The organism is Bacteroidales bacterium, from assembly GCA_031276035.1.
GTDB lineage: Bacteria > Bacteroidota > Bacteroidia > Bacteroidales > BM520 > RGIG7150.
The window spans coordinates 63246-83224 of the sequence record JAISNV010000035.1; the positions used below are offsets into that span (position 1 = coordinate 63246).

Sequence of the window (19979 nt, forward strand, 5' to 3'; positions counted from 1 at the left end):
CAATCCAAAGTAATGAAAAATGGTTTTAATATTAAAAAAGAATAAGTTTTTGTTTTGAACTAAAAAATCAGAAGATTAATTCTTAATTATTATTTATATTAATAAACCATTTTTATATTGAAGCTTATTCTTGTTATACACCGCGACCCTGAAATACTATCTTAACCGTAAAGATTAAGATTTTAAAATCCATGGCTAAAGACATATTTTCAATGTACAGTAAATCATAAGGTAAGCGTTCGATCATTTGATCAATATTTTCCGCATAACCGTATTTAACCTGCCCCCAGCTTGTTATTCCCGGTTTTATCTTTAGCAAAAGTCTGTAATACGGAGCTCTTTCGGTAATTTTATTAATGTAATATTCTCTTTCCGGCCTGGGGCCTACAATACTCATTTGCCCTATCAATACAGTATAAAATTGAGGCAATTCATCCAGTCTGTATTTTCTGATAAACTTACCGAAGGGAGTAATTCTGGTGTCGTCTTTAGACGAAAGTTGTGGCCCGGCATCTTCGGCATTAACATACATTGATCTGAATTTGTACATCATAAAAGGTTTGCCGCCTTTTCCTATTCTCTCTTGTCCGTAAAAAATAGGTCCGGGAGAAGAGCGCTTAACCCCAATAGCAGTAATTAAGTAAATAGGGGAGGCAATAATCAAAACTAAAGATGAAGCAACAATATCAAAACCTCTTTTGATAACCTTCTGCCATATTGGTAAGGGTTCGGGATTTATTTCTATTAATGGAACATTGAAAATTCCGGTTGTTCGCACCGCACCCATCAAAATATCTTGTAAGATAGGCTTTATTTTTAATATAACATCATGATTTTCAAGAATGTTTATAATAGATTCAACAACTTTAAATTCGGTTCGTTCAATTGCTATAATTACTTCTTCAACATCATATTTAGAGATAATTGTTGATAAATCGGAATAATTTCCTAAATGGGGAATAAACTTTTCTAATTTGTATTCGGGATATTCAACAGCATTTACGAAGCCTACAAAGAAATTGCCGGAATAATTCTGTTTTGCGGTTAATTCTTCGTAAATTTCTAAAGCATTTCCGTTGCTGCCGATTATTATAGTATTGAATCCGATTATCTTTTTATCAATTTTTCGAATTGAATTTGTTGTGATAATTAGTCTGAAAATAGATGTGATGATGAAATGAGTGGAGAATAAGAGTAAAAAATATTTGTAATATCCCTTATAAGATTCAACGTTATCATCTAAAATAATTGCAAAGAAAAGTATAATGCTGCCGATCAGACATATTAAGAATGTTCTACCCAGTTCTGTCAAACGAGATTTGTTAAACACTTTGCGATAAGTACCAACAAGAACATAAAGTATTAACCAACATAAAGGAATTAGTACCAATCCGAACCAAAAATTTTTATCTACAATAATAGATCTGTATAACAAATCCAAATCCCAGATTTCAAATGTTTTTCTGATGAAAAAAAATGCTACCCATGCAAGTACTGCCGCAATGTAGTCTGTTATTACACATTTAGCAGTTTGTAATTGTATATTTTTAGTCATTTATTAATAAACTAGTTTTATATTGTCAAAATAGAACTCTGTTTTTTCAATAGTGTCTTCATCGGCATTTCCGCCCGAAATATAAATATTGAAATAACTGGCATTGTAACATTCTAAAATCAGTTGAGTTAAGTTGACATATATCTTTCGCCAATTATCCCGCGAAACAATATAAATTGCCGGATATTTAATTATAGCACTTCCTTCATAAGTTGCTTTAATACCTACCTCAATTGTGCTGCCGACTTTATAATCCAATTCTAAATATATTGCGCTCCCGTTAGTTGGTAAATCGCTATATGATTTAGAAGTTTCAACTTCGAAATATGTATTTTCATTTTCAAGAACTATTTTCCCGGAGAATTTACCTTCGAATACTTCACCACCTGTTGCGATTTGCATATCAGCTTCGCTATTTTGATTAGCGATAAGCGATGAAGAATAATTTTCAAAATCTTCTATCCATTTGAAAGTCATATTATCAGGGCTGATGTAGTTGAAAGTAGGGGATTCAATCTTGGTAATTTCTCCACGAATAAGATTAACAGAGCCTAAATCATATTTATCATAGAAAGGATAATATACTCTGGAATCAATACTTCCGTTGTCCATAATACCGGCACGTAAAAAAATGTTTGTTGAGCCGCCTCTTAATATCGGAAATACAACAGGAAGTTCATAAATTCCCTGAATCTGATTATCAACATATACCCAAACATCTACAATAGCACTTGATGATGAACCTTGTATGTTAGGATATTTTGCATTGAAGTATGCCGTGTCGATTTGAATGTATGACGGGATTCCTTCCGGATTATTATATCCGCATGAAGTTAATAAACAAACAAATAATGTAAAGGCTAATATTATTGCTTTATTGTAAAATTTTCTCATAATTAATAAACGAACTTAAGTATAGATTATTTTAATTTATGACCTTTTTTAATGACTCGTTGACCATATCGTTGATTTTGTTGGAAATGGTTAAGGCATCTATTCCGTCTTGCATTGTAACAATAGGATCGGCATCATTTATGATTGCGTCATAAAAACTTTCTAATTCGGTTTTTATGGCGTTTATGTCTTTGATAGGAGGATTCTCGAAAACAAGTTGACGTACATTTTCTCCATCAGCATCTTCAACAATAAGGGCAAAAGGATCGGAATAATCGGGATTATCGGATACATTAATAATTTCCGAAGTTTTCTTTAAGAAATCAATAACAATATATGAATTATGCTGGAAGATTCTGAATTTTCTCATTTTCTTCATGGAGATTCTACTGGCAGTGAGGTTTGCCACAGAGCCGTTTTCAAATTCTATGCGAGTATTTGCTATATCGGCGGTTTTACTGATTACCGGAACACCGCTGGCCTGAATGTTCTTGATCGGCGATTTTACGATATGAAGCAAAATATCGATATCATGAATCATCAGGTCTAAGATAACAGGTACGTCGGTACCGCGCGGATTATAATCCGATAGCCTGTGTATTTCAATAAACATAGGATCTTTTATTCTATCTTTAACTGAAAGATAAGCAGGGTTAAATCTCTCAACATGCCCTACCTGTACTTTTACATTAACCTCAGAAGCAATTTTTGCCAACTCTATGGCTTCTTCTGTTGTGGCTACAATTGGTTTTTCCAGAAAGACATGTTTTCCCATTTTTAATGCCAGAGATGCACACTCAAAGTGTTTGATTGTCGGGGTAACAATATCCACAATGTCAACTTCGGAAATTAATTCTTCAAGATTATCGAAAGCGGTTATATTATATTCTTTCGCAACAATTTTTGCTACGTCTTTATTTATGTCGTAAAAACCAATTAAATTAAGTTCGGGAATTTCTTTAATACATTTTATATGAATTTTGCCGAGATGACCGGCTCCAAGAACACCAATTTTCAGCATAAAAAATTTTTTTTGCAAATGTAGTAAATTTATAGAAACTTAGTGTTACTTTCGCAGTTTCTTTTTATATTATGAATGATAATTTCAGACATCAAGGATTAAGACAAAAATTAGTTGATATAATTAGAGAAAAATCAGACAATAAGATAGATGAAAAAGTTTTGAATGCAATAAATCATGTCCCGCGACATGTGTTTATAGATTCAAGTTTTTTGGAATTTGCATATGAAGATAAGCCGTTCTCTATCGGTCATGATCAAACAATTTCTCAACCTTCAACTGTTGCTATTCAAACTCATTTGCTTGATATTGTTCCGGGGCAGAAAGTGCTTGAAATAGGTACTGGTTCGGGATATCAGGCGGCTGTTCTTAATGCCTTGGGTGCGAAAGTATTTACTATTGAACGTCAAAGGGAATTGTTCGATAAAACTCAACCTTTTCTTAAAAAATATTATCCTAAAATAAAATGTTTTTTAGCCGACGGTTATAAGGGTTTAACTTCTTATCAACCATTTGATAGAATAATTGTTACGGCTGCTGCTCCGTATGTTCCGGAAGAACTTAAGCAACAGCTTGTAGTTGGCGGAAAATTGATAATTCCGATTGATATTATAGATCAAAACAGAAATAAAATACAACTGATGAAATTATTTGTTAAAATTGCAGAGGATGAATTTGAAGTAAGCGAACACGGATATTTTAATTTTGTCCCGATGCTTTCCGATATAACAAAATTTAAATCGAAATAAAATCTTAAAAACCGATTATTTATATGAATTCTCAAATGTTGAAAAGTATGGCAATGCAGGTAAAAAGAGATTCCCTGCGGATGATACATACTGCTAAATCCGGCCATCCCGGCGGTTCATTGAGCTGTGCCGAATACCTTGTTTGTCTTTATTTCTTTGAAATGAATATTAATCCTGAAAAATTCACTTTGGAAGCTAATGGAGAAGACGTGTTTTATCTTTCAAACGGACATATTTGTCCGGCTTGGTACAGCACACTCGCTCGTAGAGGTTATTTTCCTATAGAAGAACTTTCAACTTTAAGGCAATTTGATTCGAGATTACAGGGGCATCCTTCAATGTCGCACAATCTTCCGGGAATACGCTCGGCTTCAGGTTCGCTCGGCCAAGGGTTGTCTGTGGCTATAGGTCATGCCTTGGCAAAAAAAGCTAACAACGATGATTCCTTGGTTTATGCTCTGCTTGGTGACGGAGAATTGCAAGAAGGTCAAGTCTGGGAAGCCGCTATGTATGCCGGTTCAAAACATATAAATAATATTATTGCCGCAGTCGATTATAATGGTCAACAAATTGACGGCAAAGTTGATGACGTTATTTCTTTAGGCGACTTAAAAGCCAAATGGGAGGCTTTCGGCTGGCATGTTATTAGTGTTAAACATGGAAATGATGTTGATGATATTTTAAAAGCATTACATGATGCTAAGAAAGATTTACATAAAACAAAACCTGTTATGCTGTTGTTACATACTGTAATGAGTTCTGGTGTTGACTTTATGGAGAATGATCATAAGTGGCACGGAGTTGCGCCTAATGATGAGCAACTTGCAAAAGCTTTGGAGAAATTAGATGCGGATTCGTTATCTGATTATTAAAAGCGGTTAACATTAAATTGCCGAGATAAACAAAATTTATAAATCAAATAAAAATAATCCGTATAATTTCATAGTGTCGTTTTTAGATGATATTTAAATTGCTCATTATACTTGGCTCATATTACTTTTAATCAAAAATAAACAAACAAAAAATTACGTATGAAAGAATATAAAATACTAGATAATAAAGATACTCGCTCCGGATTTGGTCAAGGTTTACATGAATTAGGAAGTCTAAACCCAAATGTTGTTGCCTTGTGCGCTGATCTAACCGGTTCTTTGAAAATGGATGCTTTTGCCAAAGATTTTCCTGAAAGGTTTTACCAAGTAGGAATTGCAGAGGCCAACATGATGGGAATTGCTGCCGGTTTGGCAACAGCGGGCAAAATACCTTTTACAGGAACATTTGCTAATTTCTCGACAGCAAGAGTTTATGATCAGGTCAGACAATCTATTGCTTACTCGAATAAGAATGTTAAAATATGTGCTTCACATGCGGGAATTACTCTTGGTGAAGATGGCGCAACTCATCAAACTTTAGAAGATATCGGGATGATGAAAATGTTGCCGGGAATGACTGTTATTGTTCCTTGCGATTACGAACAAACCCGACAGGCTACTATAGCTGTTGCGGAACATCAAGGGCCTGTTTATCTAAGATTCGGAAGACCAAAACAACCGGTTTTTACTGCCGCAAGAGAAGAATTTGTAATCGGTAAAGCTCAAATGATTAATCCCGGAACCGAGGTTTCGATTTTTGCGACGGGAATAATGGTGTGGGAAGCAATACTAGCATGTAATTTTTTGGAAGATAGAGGTATTAGCGCTGAAGTGATAAATATTCATACGATAAAACCTTTGGATAATCAAGCGATTATAAATTCTGTTAAGAAAACGGGTTGCGTTGTTACTGCAGAAGAACATCAATTGAACGGAGGACTCTGTGATTCTATTTCCCAATTACTTGCGCGAGAATATCCTGTTCCTGTTGAACCGGTAGCGGTTTTTGATGTATGGGGACAAAGCGGAACTCCGGAAAAACTTTTGAAGGAATATAGACTTGATGCTTCGGCAATTATAGAAGCAACAATGAGAGCTATTGAACGCAAATAGCCGAAATTCCTAAAGCTTAGCCAGCAAATAATTGAAAATTATATATAGATTCTGAAATTATATCTATCGAATTTATTTCGATTGAAAATTTTCAGAAACTAAAAATTACGATAAACTTTTAGTTTCTATTTCTTCTTACTAATTAGTAATAATCCTATAAACGTTATTGCGCCGTTTACTATTATCAATGCAAACCCGAATGGAAATATAGTGTTGAGGTAATAGCATAGTATAGGTGCGGCTATGGCTATAATTGGAACGTATTTGTCTTTTAGATTCAATTTTGTGAATAATCCTAAAGCAAATAATCCTAGTAGCGGACCGTAGGTGTATCCGGCAATCATAAATATTGTAGTAATTACGGAGTTGTCGTTGAGTTTATTGAAGGCCAGAATTAGAAAAATCATCAATATTGCGAAGGTGAAATGCACTTTTATACGAATACTTTTTTTCTTTTCTTCGGAAAGATCCTTGCGTTTTCCTTCAAAACCAAGAAAATCTATACAAAAACTTGTTGTTAAAGCGGTTAGTGCTCCGTCGCCGCTCGAATATGCTGCGGAGATCAATCCTATCATAAAAACGATTCCGGCTGCAGGACCAAGGTATTTCAACATAATAAGAGGAAATAATTTATCGGTTTGTGCCGGAATTGGAATTCCTTGTGCATCTGCAAAAATATAAAGAGCTATTCCTAAAACCAAAAACAAAAAATTAACGGGAATCAAACAAGAACTCATCATAAACATGTTCTTTTGTGCACTTTTTAAGTTTTTACAACTCAGATTTTTCTGCATCATATCCTGGTCTAATCCGGTCATAGTTACCGCAATAAAAGCTCCCCCGAAAAATTGTTTCAAATAATGAAGTCTGCTGTTCCAATCGGTTACAATCATTTTTGAGTAATCGTGTTGGAAGATTTTTGTAAACATCTCAGGCATGCTGATATTAAGTGTTTTTACTATCATAATGAAGCACACAATCAAGGATACAATCATAAAGGTTGTTTGCAGAGTATCTGTCCATATAATTGTTTTGATACCTCCTTTGAATGTGTACAGCATGATTAATCCTACAAATATTGTTGTTGTTACTGCAAATGGTATATTCCATGCATCAAATACGAATTTCTGTAAAACATAGGCAACAAGGAACAATCGGCCGGCAGCACCAAGTAATTTCGAAATAATGAAGAAAGTAGAACCTGTTCTATATGATATATTTCCGAATCTTTGTTGCAAATATGTATAAATTGTCGTAAGTTTTAACTTGTAATAAACAGGCAATAAAACTGTTGCAATTATTGCGTAGCCGAGTAAATATCCGAAAACAACCATCATATAGGAAAATCCCGAATGATAAACATCGCCCGGAATGGAGATGAATGTAACGCCAGATAGTGACGCACCTATCATTCCGTAAGCAACAATGGGCCATGAGGATTTCCTTTCTCCTATGAAGTAACTTTCATTCTTAGCTTTTCGCGAAGTAAAAAATGAAATAATAAAAATTATTAGCGTGTATGCGAGAAAACAAATTAAAATCAGTCCTGAACTCATTAAATTAGTTTTAGAGGGTTGATGCAAATTCGACAAGATTGTTACAACAAACATCTGCCGAAGAATTATTTTTACCGATAAAAACGGTTTTCATATTCAGATTTTTTCCGAAAAGAATGTCGCTGTCCGAATCCCCAATCATAACACTTCTCTCGAAATCGATTTCCGGGAAATCTTCTTTTGCCTGTAAGGCCATTCCGACATTAGGCTTTCGCCATAAATGATTTTCTGATTGCAAATGCGGACAAAAATAAACTTTGTCGATTTTTCCTCCATTTGCAGTAATTTCTTTAATCATGAAATTATTAACCTTCTCAACATCTTTGCAAGTCATAATTTTTTTTCCGACACCTTGCTGGTTTGTAACTACAAATATTCTTTCAAACTTTGACGAAAAAGTTTGAATTGCATTAATCACGCCGTCGAGGAAGATAAATTCTTCGGGTTTGGTAACGTAACCGTCAATAATTCTTTTATTTATTACTCCATCGCGATCCAGAAAAAGCGCTGAAGAATAGGGGGCGAGTATTTTATCCGCACGATAATAATCTTCGGGAATACCTATATCGATAAAATCTTTTTCGAAACTTAATCCGTAGATTTGACAAGTTTGTTTTTCCAAAAAATCTTTTTCAAAAGAAAATTTTTCAGGACAATCGTTTAAAAGATTTTTATTCAAAAGGTAAATTCCGGCATTAATCAATCCTTGTCCGGCTTTCTGGCCTTTTTCGAGGAAAGATTTAATCGTATTGTTTTCTGAAATTTCCACACAACCGTACCTGCCGACATCATCGACTTTTCTAAGAGCAATGGCAATATCAGTTTTCTTTTCGAAATAAAAATCAGATAATGACTGTAAATTTATATCGAAGAATGAATCGCCGTTAAGCACGAAAATATCATTTCCTTTAGACTTAGAAAGTGCATATTTAATAGCGCCGCCAGTTCCTAAAGGATTTTCCTCAATAGCGTACGAAATATTAATTTCCCTATATTCAATACGATTTTCAATTTCAATATGTTTACCGTATTTATTGCCGAAATATGAAATTATGCTTTCGTGAAGATATCCTACGGAAAGCACAACGTCGGTAATATCATTTTTCAATAAATGAATCAGAAGATATTCTAAGAAAGGTTTATCCTTGACAGGTGCCATCGGTTTTGGAATATCGCTTATAACGGTTTGAAGACGGGAACCGAAACCGCCTGCGAGAATTACAGCGCTATTTGTTTTCATTTCCGAATAGGGCAGTTTCGATGAGTTCGCACAAAATATGTCCCAAAGTAATATGAGCTTCTTGAATACGTGGAGTATCATTTGAAGGAACACGTAAAATGTATTTGCATAATTCTTTCATTTTGCCGCCGTTTTCACCTGTAAATCCAATGGTAATAATTTCGTTTTTATTGCAGTATTCCAGAGCGTTGATAAGGTTTTGTGAATTGCCTGAGGTTGAGATTGCAATAAATACATCACCATTTTTAGCTTTAGCTTTTACTGCCCGCGAGTAGATATCATTGTAGCAATAATCATTAGCGACAGCGGTAAGGTATGAAGTATTCACATGTAAAGCTTCAGCATCAAGCGGTTCTCTATCGAAATAAAATTTTCCGGATAATTCAGCTGCAATGTGTTGAGCATCAGCAGCAGAGCCGCCATTTCCGGCAATTAAAACTTTTCCGCCTAATTTATAAGTATCTACAATAACTTGAGCAATTTCTGCAATTTCATCAATAAATTTCGAATCATTGAGAATTTTATCCTTAACCTCAATAGATTGCTTTAATACTTCGACAACTCTATTTTTATTCATAATTAATCTTTGTGATTTAATCTTTTAGAAACATTGTAATCGTTTTGATTCGGCGAATTTCTTGTTATCAATTCTCCGGTAAAACCGACTGAAAATGATTGGAATCCGAGCACCATACATAGCAGTCCGACAAAGAACAATGGTCTGTCGGTCATACCGTAGCCTGCAAAGAAAAACCTCTGAATGACAAGCCAAATAAATATAACAAAACCGATAAAGAATATGAGAGCGCCGAGTGCACCGAAAAGATGCATCGGGTTTTTGCCGTATCTGTTGATAAATGTGATAGTCATTAAATCCAGAAATCCGTTTATAAACCGGCTCATTCCGAATTTGGTTTTGCCGTATTTTCTGGCACGATGTTGAACAACTTTTTCACCTATTCTATTGTAACCGGCTTTTTTGGCAATAAGCGGAACATATCTGTGCATTTCGCCGTAAACCTCGATGTTTTTAACAACTTCGTTTTTGTATGCCTTTAGTCCGCAGTTAAAATCATGTAAATTAATTTTAGAAACTTTACGTGTAACCCAATTGTAGAATTTTGATGAAATTCGTTTAATAAAAGGGTCGTATCTTTTTTTCTTCCATCCGGAAACAATATCGTAATCTTCATTGATTATCATGTTATAAAGTCCCGGAATTTCATCAGGACTATCTTGCATATCGGCATCCATAGTAATTACAACATCACCGGAGGCAATTCTAAAACCTTCGTTAAGAGCCGCAGATTTACCGTAATTTCTTTTAAACTTAATTCCGATAACATTTGCATGAAGCATACAGATTTCAGAGATTATTTTCCATGAAGAATCGTTGCTCCCGTCGTCTATGAATATAGCTTCCCATGAGAAACAATTTTCATTCATTACTTTACTTATCCATTTAAATAGTTCCGGAAGCGATTCTTCTTCATTTAGTAAGGGTATTACAAGAGATATTTGCATATTAGAACGGTCTTTCTTTTTTAGTAAATGCAGCTACAATAAGAGCAATGATAAGTGCACTTATTGCGACATTAAATATTGTTATAAATAAATATGGAATAGGAGCGTACATTTTTTCTGCCATGCTTAATATTGCATCATAAGATTCTGCGCCGAATTTGTCATAAAAATTTTCCATTATATCTGTGCTCTCCATTTGAGCAATCATCTCCTGTTTTCCGCCCAAAAAAGAAACATTAACCCAATCTCTCAATTTATCAATAAAAGCCGCAATGAAATATATAAAGAATCCGTGTGAGAAAGCCTGGTTAAAAGAAACGTATCCCTCAAGATGGTCGTTACTGTATCTTCTGATACCCTTAGCCATAGCTATAATGTATAAAGACGTGACTATAGCAAAATTAAGGAATCCCATTATTCCACCAGAGAAACTAATTCCGGCAACTTGTAAAATAATATGATAAACCAATAATATTAAACCGGCACTGGCACCGTATAACAATCTGTTTTTCCAAACATTCATTATTTTAAGCTTTAAAATTAAAAACGTACAAAGATAATGAAAAATTAACAACAAACAATTAACAGTTGTTGTCTCTGTTTTCAAAAGACATATTGTGTTCTTGGCAAATAATATATATCAGGATTTCGAATTTAAAAATTCAGGAATTATTTTATTGATTTTATCTTCTAATTATCTTAACGCCAATAATTATTTATTGGATAACTAATATTATAAAATTATAGTGGTGATGTTCTAATCGACACATTAATTGACAATTAGCCAATCAATTACATTAATAACTCACCTTTTCCTACTCTTACAATCATAGGTTCCTCTTCAGTACAATCAACAATTGTAGATGGTTCCAATCCGCCATAACCGCCATCAATTACAATATCTACAATATCTTCGTATTTTTCGTAAATCAATTCCGGATCTGTTAAGTACTCAACGATATCATCGTCTTCTCTTAAAGATGTGGTAACAATCGGATTTCCCAATTCCTTAACAATTTCTCTGATAATATTATTATCGGGAACTCTTATGCCTACAGTCTTCTTTTTGGATTTGAAAATTGCAGGAACACTATTATTGGCATTTAATATAAATGTGAACGGTCCGGGCAAATTAGCCTTCATTAGTTTAAAGATATGATTTGGGAAAGGGCAGGTAAAATCCGAAATATTACTCAAATCATAACAAATTAGAGAAAAATCTGCTTTTTCCAATGCAACTCCTTTAATTCTTGCAATCTTGTTAACCGCTTTGATATTGTTTATATCACAACCCATAGCATAAACGGTATCGGTAGGATATATAATAATACCACCGTTTTTGAGCGTATCGCAAATTATATTTATGTAACGTGAATTAGGATTTTCGGGATATAGTTTTACAAGCATATCACTGTGGTTTACAAAAAAAGGGTAAGCGCATTATATCGCACCGCTACGACCACCTACCCTTGCTTTCTTCCGAACCTGGGGGAGTTCAGTGGGAGCTGGTCGTATAAGACTTACCCAAGTGACTGAGCCGGGATTCGAACCCGGGACCCTATGCTTAAAAGGCATATGCTCTACCTGCTGAGCTACTCAGTCTGTAGCCGTAAAAGCGAGTGCAAAAGTACAATAATTTTTTAAATAACAAAGAAAAAATGAAAAAATAAATTAACAATTAACGATTAAAGTTTAATAATTAATAATGATTAGCTGATAATTATTGAATTAAGGAATCTTTGAATTATTAAAAATTTGTTGCCGAATTTTATAATATGGAGTTTGAAATATGATTTTCTGAATTAAAAAAAGAGGATTTGGAAACTAAAGAGCTACTTTTTGTATGTAAAAAACGGTTCTTCTGTTATTCTTGCTTATAGAATTGTTTCTTATAGTCTGATATCCGTATAAAAGATAATTGTTTTCATACCAGTGTTCTATCATGCTGTCATATTCATTTTCAACGATATCTTTATTGTATTTTTTTGTTGTATAAAATTTTTCAACAGGTTCGGAACGATATTGAAAGTTCATAAATTTGTATGTAATACAATCTTTAGCAAAGTATGCATTTAAAATTTCGTCTTCAATAATATTAACCATAACTTTCGAATGCGGAATAAATGTATGTTCAGTGTTTTCAACTTCCGTATTTCCTATCCATAATAACTTTCCGCTGCTTTCGAAAATATAATTCACCGCTTGTACGGTGGTAAAACCTATAAATTCTTGATAATACCGTGTGTAAGGCCGTCCGTAAAAATCATAATCGGTTTGCGGAGTTACTTTGTATTTCGGCGAATAAGCTTCTGTAGTAAAAATATATGATGTATTAATACTATCAATATCCAAATATTTCAGGGGTTGCTGCCAAGTATAATAGATGTCTTTAGCTAATTGTCTGTGTTGAAATAGATTAAATGAAGAAGAATTTATATCGATATTGAATATTCCGGATGATGAATATCCAAAACCGCTTGATGAAATTAAATTTTTTAAATTCCCCGAAAAATATGCTCCGACAATTGAGTTGATATTTCCATTGATATCTTTTAAGGGAGCAGCATACGTCAGCAAGGTGCTGTCGCCAAGAACTTTGTCGAATTTTAATCTTGAAATACCGTCGTTAAATTCAAATAAATTAAAAACATAGGATAAATCTGTTCTTTTAGTCATACTTATGTATATGTTATCCTCATCGGTATATCTGATAAGAGATAAAATATTGTATGTAGAATTTTCCGAAGAAGTATATATAAATGAATTTTGTTTGTTAGCGAAGTTCATTGAAAGCAAATGATATCTATCTTTTTTATCGATTAATGAAATTAGGACGATATTATTTGATGCTGTGATTACATTTATATTTACCGGTGAATCGTAGCTTGTTTCTAATGTCGAAATTTCACCGCTTTCCAAGTTAAATTTTACCAATAATATATCTGTTGCATTCTTTCGTGTCGAAGATGTTGACAAAGCAACGAAAACATTGCTTTTATGTCTTGTGTGGGCTCTTATATAATAATCCGACGGAAGAACGAAAGACGTTTCTTTAAAAGTTTCTAAGTTTACATCTAAAAGCTTTATAACAAAGGCTAAGGAATCTCCTGAAGATGCTGTGGATATAATATAACTTACGACTACACCGTATTCTCCGCAATTTATTGCTATACACGGACTTGGTTCGGTGCTGTTGTTTCCGATATTAATCTCAAATCTTAAAGGATTGCTTTCTTTTTCTCTTTGAGCGAAGAGAATAAGAGAGAACGAAAGCAAGATTATTAATAAAGGAATTTTCTTCATTTTACTTTATGATGATAAAGCTTGTTCTACGTTGATAAGCAAGGCATTGAATGCAGGAGCATAATATTCATATTTGTTTTTTACATAGAATTGAACTTCAAGACTTTTCAAAATCATAAAAACAATGTCTATAAAAGCCGTCGCATCAATATTTTCCGAAATATGCCCGTCGTTTTTACCGGTAATCACAAGAGTCATAAGCTGTTCTCTTTCCCATTTTTCGAGATTTGCTATTGCTTCTTGAACCAGTTTATTGTGGTCTCCGATATTGGATTGACTTAAAAAATCAATTCTCAGGGCTTGCCTGTAATTGTATGATTTATTTATAAATTCCATTTTAGCGTAAAGATATTGTGCAAATCTGACGGGCGCAGTATCTTCTTTGTTTGTTAAAATAGGTAGGAGCGTATCTTTCAACCTTTCAATCTCATCATCGACAATTGCAGAATATAATTCTTCTTTACTTGCGAAATGATAATAGATAGAGCCCTTTGCTTTATGGCAAGCTTTGGCAATATCGTCCATTGAAGTTTTCTCATAACCATAATGTTGAAAGAGAGCACTCGCAGCTTCTTTTATCTGATTTCTTGTAATATCTACTTTACTCATATTGTGGGTTGTTTTTAAACGTTAAATCGAACATGAATAATATCACCATCTTGTAGAATGTAATTTTTCCCTTCGACAAATAGTTTTCCTTTTTCTTTGCAAGCTTGTTCGCTTTTTAGAGTTATGAAATCGTCATAATGCATAACTTCTGCTCTGATAAAACCTCTTTCGAGATCGCTGTGGATAACACCTGCAGCCTGCGGCGCAGTCATCCCTTTTTTTATAGTCCATGCCCTCACTTCCTTCGGGCCGGCGGTGAAAAAAGATTGCAAGTTGAGCATTTTATATGCGGTACGAATCATTCTGTTAACACCGGGTTCTGTAAGTCCGGCATCTTCAAGAAACATTTGTCTGTCTTCATTATTATCGAAATCCGCAATCTCGGCTTCGAGTTTTCCCGCAACAATAATAACTTCAATATCTTTTCCTTCGAAAGATTTGATAACAGCTTCTGAATATTTATTTCCCGAAATTGCAGATTCGTCATCAACATTACAAACATAAAGAACCGGTTTCTCAGTTAAGAGGAGCATATCTTTTACGAATTTAGAATGTAAATCTTCGTCTATTTCGATGTCGCGGGCATTACCGAAATTGCTTAATGCGTCTTTGTATTTATTAAGGATTTCCACACCTTGTTTTGCATCCTTATCTCCGGCAGATTTAGCTGCTTTCTCAAGTCTTTGTATCTTTCTTTCAACAAGTTCAAGATCACGGATTTGAAGCTCAAAATCAACAAGCTCAATATCTCTGACAGGATCAATTGAGCCTTCAACATGTGAAAGATTGTCATCATCGAAGCAGCGGAGAACATGTATAAGCGCATCGGTTTGTTGGATATCTGCAAGGAATTTATTTCCGACGCCTTCGCCTTTGCTTGCGCCTTTAGCAAGTCCCGGAACATCAACAATTTCAACAACAGCCGGAATAATCTTAACAGAATGAATATATTGGTCTATTTCATAAAGTCGGGGATCCGGAACATCAATCATTCCGATATTAGATTTTGTAGCACTGAAAGCAAAGTTGGTAATTTCTCCTTTGTTCTTTGATATACAATTAAAAATAGTAGTCTTGCCTGTATTTGTAAGGCCAATTATACCGCATTTTAAACCCATAGATATATATTTTTTGCAAAGATAAAAAATTTGATGAGATAATGTAATGGGAAGCTGATTGTTTGTAAAATCCGAAATAAGAATAAATATTTTATAATTACAACTCTAAATAAATTTATTTTTCAATAAAAATATTCTTGTGAATGGAATTTGTAATTTAAATATTATTATTCAAAGTAGTTATTACATCAATCTTTTACCTGATTTCTACTCTTTTCAATTCAAGTAAATTAATAGGATTACTTCCCAGCCCTTCAACTTTTTTGTTTACAAAACGTAAAACTCTGTCGTAATAAAGTATAATTACAGGAGGTTCTTCCATTAATATTCTATCCATTTCCTGATATAAAATATTTCGTCGTTCAACATCAGATTCTTTTAAGGATTGTTCATATAGCATATCGAAATCGGGATTGCTGAAATGACAATAATTAGGGCCGTTTGGGGAGAAATTTTTACTGTAAAATACTGAAAGATAATTTTCAGCGTCGGGATAGTCGGCAACCCAGGAACCTCTGAAGCACTGCAATTTATTTGATGCCCGCATTTCCTTAATAACTGCCGGAGGATATATATCTATTTTTACGGGAATACCTATGATGTTAAATCTGTTTTGAATATAACCTACTAAGTCGGAGTATTCTATGGTGGTTGCAATACTTATCTCAAGGAATTTCCCATCATTATAAAACTTCGATTGCTTTAATAGTTCTATAGCTTTATTCGGATTATACTCATAAATGTTTTCGGTTAAATGACCGGGCAAACCATCCGGGATAAATCCGTAATAGCCGGGAGTTCCTATGTTTGCACGTAAATGCCTCAGCATTTTATCTTTGTCGAGAGCATAATTAACAGCTTTGCGCACAATAGGATCGGATAGGGGATTAGTACTGTCGGCTAAATTAAAACCAATGTATTCCGTGTTTAAATAAGGTTCCGAAAGCAAATAGTATTTTTCCGAATATTTAGGATTTAATTCTCCTTCGGATGTTAGAAATTCATTCATAAAAGCCGGGTCAATTCCCGACATATATTCGAAATTATCTTTTACGAATTCGAGAAAGACTGTCTGTTTGTCTTTTATGAATGAAATGGATATCGCATCCAAATACGGAAGTTGTTTATCTTCGTCAAATTCAAAATAGCTTTCATTTTTGACAAGGATAAGTTTTTCATCCTCTTTCCAATATTTAAATTTAAACGGGCCGGTTCCTATCGGATTATTCCGAAAATCTTTTCCATAATAGTCAATAATTTCCTTTGGAACAACAGAACAATATTTCATGCTCAAAATACCCAGGAAAGGTGAGAATGCTTGCGAAAGATTTATGATTAATATAGTATCGTTAGGTGCTGAAACATCTAAATTTCCGTTATCAAGCCTATTAACATTGCTTAAAACCCAAGCGCCCGGCGATGCCCATGCGGGGTCGATAATTCTATTGAAACTGTAAACAAAATCGGATGCAACCAATTTTCGAGTCGAATCATTTCCAAATAAATAATGTTTGTGAAAATAAATATCATCTCTTAAAATGAAAGTATAAGTTTTTCCATCCTCAGAAATATTCCAATCTTTTGCACAACAGGCTTTAACATTAAGCCTGTCATCAAGTTGTACTAATCCGTTAAATAATTGGTGACAAGCATTTATATTTGAAAGATTTCTTGTATATGCGGGATCAAGGGAAGTTATTGCATCAACTTCATTATATCTGAAAACAGTCTTGTCTTCAAAAGAAGAATTCTTGCAGCTACATGTAAGAACTACAGTGGCTGCAAGAATTAAAAGAGACTTGTTTAACTTAAAATTCATGTTGTGAATTATTACTTCATTATAGCAATATTCAAAATATCATTCATATTTTTAACGTAAATGAATTTTAATCCTTCGAGATAATCTTTTTTGATTTCTTCAATATCCCCTCTATTTTCTTCTGAAAGAATTATTGTCTTAATATGTGCCCTTTTGGCAGCTAGTATTTTTTCTTTAATGCCACCCACGGGAAGAACTGTTCCACGGAGAGTTATCTCACCTGTCATTGCAAGATCATTTCTAACTTTTTTTCCGGAAAGGATGGAATATAATGCGGTAAACATTGTAATACCGGCCGATGGACCGTCTTTAGGTGTTGCACCTTCCGGAACGTGCAAGTGTAAATTTTTGTTTTTGATTTCATTATAATCCAAGCCTAACTTTAATGCATTGGATTTGATATACTCAAAAGCAACCGATGCCGATTCTTTCATCACATCGCCTAGATTACCCGTTATGGATAATTTACCTTCGCCCGGATAAGCACTTGCTTCAATAAATAATATTTCACCGCCTACAGCTGTCCATGCTAATCCGGTAACTACTCCGGTAGTTGGTTCTGTCAACGCATCTTCGCGAGAAAATTTAGGATGACCTAATATCTCCGTAATATCTTTTTCACTTAATTTTTTCTTGAATTTATCGCCTGAAACAATTTGTTTAGCTCTGTGCCTGATTACCTTGGTTATTTGTTTCTCAAGTAAACGAACACCGGATTCACGCGTATAATTATTAATAATTATATCTATAACTTCGTTTGGAAATTCGATTTGAGTTTTCTTAACGCCGTGTTCTTCAAGTTGCTTTGGAATTAAGTGGCGTATAGCAATTTCCCTTTTCTCATCATGTAAATATCCGCTGATATCAATAATTTCCATTCTGTCTCGAAGAGCAGGATGTATTGTATTCAAAGTATTTGCTGTAGCTATAAACATTACTCTTGATAAATCGTATTCCATTTCTACGTAATTATCATAGAATGTACTGTTTTGTTCCGGATCCAATAATTCCAGCAATGCCGATGAAGGATCGCCGTTAACGCTCATTCCGCCTACTTTATCAATTTCGTCAAGAATGAAAACAGGATTAGAAGATTTTGCTTTTAAGATACTTTGAATAACTCGTCCGGGCATAGCGCCGATATATGTTTTTCTATGGCCTCTGATTTCGGCTTCATCACGCAAACCTCCCAAAGACATTCTGATGTATTTTCTCGAAATTGCGTCTGCAATTGATTTACCTAAAGAAGTTTTACCAACTCCCGGAGGACCAACTAAACACAAAATAGGAGAACGCATGTCATTCTTAAGTTGAAGTACGGCAAGATATTCTAAAATCCTGTCTTTAACAGTATCAAGCCCGTAATGATCTTTGTCGAGAACTTTTTTAGCTTTCTTTTGGTTGAAATCATCTTCGGTATATTCGTTCCAAGGCAAACCGATGATAGTGTCAAGATAATTTTTTTGAATAGAATATTCCATCGCCATCGGATTCATCCTCTGTAATTTCAATAATTCTTTTTCAAAAGTTTCCTTAACTTTATCATTCCATTTCTTTGTTTTGGCTTTTTCCTTCAGTTCGTCAATATCTTGAACATTAGAAGCTCCGCCAAGTTCTTCTTGAATAGTTTTAAGTTGTTGATTAAGAATAAATTCTCTTTGTTGTTTATCTATGTCAACCTTAACTTTATTTTCGATTTGATTTTTAACTTCCAGCATTCGAATTTCTTCGCTGAGATATTCGATTATTTTATGAGCCTGATCGGTAAGATCTTTTGTCTCAAGAAGTTGTTGTTTTTCAGATACACTTAAGTCTAAATAATTGGAAACATAATTTACAATAAAGTTGTTATTGCCAACATTATGTAAAGCCATTGAAACTTCGTTAGGTATATTTGGGGATTTTTCAATAACCTGAGTAGCAAGACTTTTTATCGTAGGCATAAGTGCCGTTAGCTTGTTTTCGTTATATTTTTTCTTGGAATTGAACGGTGATATTTTTGCAATGAAGTATGGTTCTAATTGCACTAAACTATCTAACTGAAACCTTCTTCTTCCCTGAATAATAGCGGTAATACTTCCGTCGGGCATGTTTAAAATTTTAATAATCTTAGCTACAGTACCTACTCTGTATAGGTCGATAAAAGCGGGAGAAACATCTTCGCTATTTATTTGAGCCACAACGCCGATGGTTTTATTTTTCGTTTTGTAAGCATCCTGAATAAGCTTTAAAGACTTTTCCCGTCCCACCGATATAGGTATTATTACATGTGGAAATAAAACTGTATTTCTTAAAGGTAAAATAGGAATCGTATCTTGATTAGAATCTACTTCATCAACATCTTCCATCATATCAAGTATATTAATAAAATCACTTGACTGATCTCCGGCAGGCGATGTAGAGATTATAACATTTTTGTCAATTTCATCAAATTTTTTCATATTTAATTGTTTTTAGATTTAATATCTGACATTTTGTCAAAATGAATTAAAATTAATTTGTTTTGCCTCTGTGACAAAAACCGTGCCATCGAAATTTAATGTAGAATGGATAAATTTTAGAGATAGCTAAATTTGGAAAATATGAAAAATTAAATTACACAATTT

17 protein-coding genes, 1 tRNA gene and 1 other RNA gene are annotated in these 19979 nt (G+C 33.9%); 3 read left to right on the forward strand and 16 right to left on the reverse strand.

Annotated features, from left to right (window positions below; genetic code table 11):
- Positions 1–133: 133 nt before the first annotated feature.
- From LBP67_09640 to LBP67_09650, 3 genes are read right to left on the reverse strand one after another with little or no spacing between them, the layout of a single operon-like run.
- Positions 134–1555, reverse strand: coding sequence for a sugar transferase (locus tag LBP67_09640; protein ID MDR2085242.1), 1422 nt, complete (start codon positions 1553–1555; stop codon positions 134–136).
- Positions 1556–1558: 3 nt separating this feature from the next.
- Positions 1559–2449, reverse strand: coding sequence for a hypothetical protein (locus tag LBP67_09645; protein ID MDR2085243.1), 891 nt, complete (start codon positions 2447–2449; stop codon positions 1559–1561).
- Positions 2450–2480: 31 nt separating this feature from the next.
- Positions 2481–3470 (reverse strand): Gfo/Idh/MocA family oxidoreductase, encoded by a 990-nt coding sequence (locus LBP67_09650; protein ID MDR2085244.1) that lies wholly within the window; start codon positions 3468–3470, stop codon positions 2481–2483.
- 71 nt (positions 3471–3541) lie between these two features.
- On the opposite strand from LBP67_09650, the gene LBP67_09655 reads away from it, so the two are divergent.
- The 3 genes from LBP67_09655 to LBP67_09665 all read left to right on the forward strand — a co-directional run bounded on the left by LBP67_09655 (position 3542) and on the right by LBP67_09665 (position 6204).
- Positions 3542–4219, forward strand: a complete 678-nt coding sequence (locus tag LBP67_09655; protein MDR2085245.1) for a protein-L-isoaspartate(D-aspartate) O-methyltransferase — start codon at positions 3542–3544, stop codon at positions 4217–4219.
- Between the two features lie 23 nt (positions 4220–4242).
- Positions 4243–5091, forward strand: a complete 849-nt coding sequence (locus tag LBP67_09660; GenBank protein ID MDR2085246.1) for a transketolase — start codon at positions 4243–4245, stop codon at positions 5089–5091.
- A 159-nt stretch (positions 5092–5250) separates the two neighbouring features.
- Positions 5251–6204: a transketolase family protein gene (locus LBP67_09665; GenBank protein MDR2085247.1), complete on the forward strand. Its 954-nt coding sequence runs from the start codon at positions 5251–5253 to the stop codon at positions 6202–6204.
- A gap of 125 nt (positions 6205–6329) precedes the next feature.
- Here LBP67_09665 and LBP67_09670 read toward each other — a convergent pair whose 3' ends face one another.
- The 13 genes from LBP67_09670 to lon all read right to left on the reverse strand — a co-directional run bounded on the left by LBP67_09670 (position 6330) and on the right by lon (position 19814).
- A complete protein-coding gene (locus LBP67_09670; protein ID MDR2085248.1) occupies positions 6330–7760 on the reverse strand; it encodes a sodium:solute symporter in 1431 nt (476 codons plus the stop codon).
- A gap of 10 nt (positions 7761–7770) precedes the next feature.
- A complete protein-coding gene (locus tag LBP67_09675) occupies positions 7771–9000 on the reverse strand; it encodes an HAD-IIIA family hydrolase (GenBank protein MDR2085249.1) in 1230 nt (409 codons plus the stop codon).
- A complete protein-coding gene (locus LBP67_09680; GenBank protein ID MDR2085250.1) occupies positions 8987–9577 on the reverse strand; it encodes an SIS domain-containing protein in 591 nt (196 codons plus the stop codon). Before LBP67_09680 ends, LBP67_09675 begins: the two co-directional genes overlap by 14 nt.
- 2 nt (positions 9578–9579) lie before the next feature.
- A complete protein-coding gene (locus LBP67_09685; GenBank protein ID MDR2085251.1) occupies positions 9580–10524 on the reverse strand; it encodes a glycosyltransferase family 2 protein in 945 nt (314 codons plus the stop codon).
- A 1-nt stretch (position 10525) separates the two neighbouring features.
- Positions 10526–11047, reverse strand: coding sequence for a DUF4199 domain-containing protein (locus LBP67_09690; protein MDR2085252.1), 522 nt, complete (start codon positions 11045–11047; stop codon positions 10526–10528).
- 269 nt (positions 11048–11316) lie between these two features.
- Positions 11317–11931: a threonylcarbamoyl-AMP synthase gene (locus LBP67_09695; protein MDR2085253.1), complete on the reverse strand. Its 615-nt coding sequence runs from the start codon at positions 11929–11931 to the stop codon at positions 11317–11319.
- A 25-nt stretch (positions 11932–11956) separates the two neighbouring features.
- Positions 11957–12050, reverse strand: an RNA gene (ffs, locus tag LBP67_09700) — signal recognition particle sRNA small type.
- Positions 12051–12053: 3 nt separating this feature from the next.
- Positions 12054–12126, reverse strand: a tRNA-Lys gene (locus LBP67_09705).
- 222 nt (positions 12127–12348) lie between these two features.
- Positions 12349–13827 carry a hypothetical protein gene (locus tag LBP67_09710; GenBank protein MDR2085254.1) on the reverse strand — a complete coding sequence of 493 codons (1479 nt, stop codon included), beginning with the start codon at positions 13825–13827 and terminating at the stop codon, positions 12349–12351.
- 6 nt (positions 13828–13833) lie between these two features.
- Positions 13834–14436: a TetR/AcrR family transcriptional regulator gene (locus LBP67_09715; protein ID MDR2085255.1), complete on the reverse strand. Its 603-nt coding sequence runs from the start codon at positions 14434–14436 to the stop codon at positions 13834–13836.
- 14 nt (positions 14437–14450) lie between these two features.
- A complete protein-coding gene (gene ychF, locus LBP67_09720) occupies positions 14451–15554 on the reverse strand; it encodes a redox-regulated ATPase YchF (GenBank protein MDR2085256.1) in 1104 nt (367 codons plus the stop codon).
- Between the two features lie 196 nt (positions 15555–15750).
- On the reverse strand, positions 15751–17373 hold the full coding sequence (locus tag LBP67_09725) for an ABC transporter substrate-binding protein (GenBank protein MDR2085257.1): 1623 nt from the start codon (positions 17371–17373) through the stop codon (positions 15751–15753).
- 11 nt (positions 17374–17384) lie between these two features.
- Positions 17385–19814 carry an endopeptidase La gene (lon, locus tag LBP67_09730; GenBank protein MDR2085258.1) on the reverse strand — a complete coding sequence of 810 codons (2430 nt, stop codon included), beginning with the start codon at positions 19812–19814 and terminating at the stop codon, positions 17385–17387.
- Between the last annotated feature and the right edge of the window lie 165 nt (positions 19815–19979).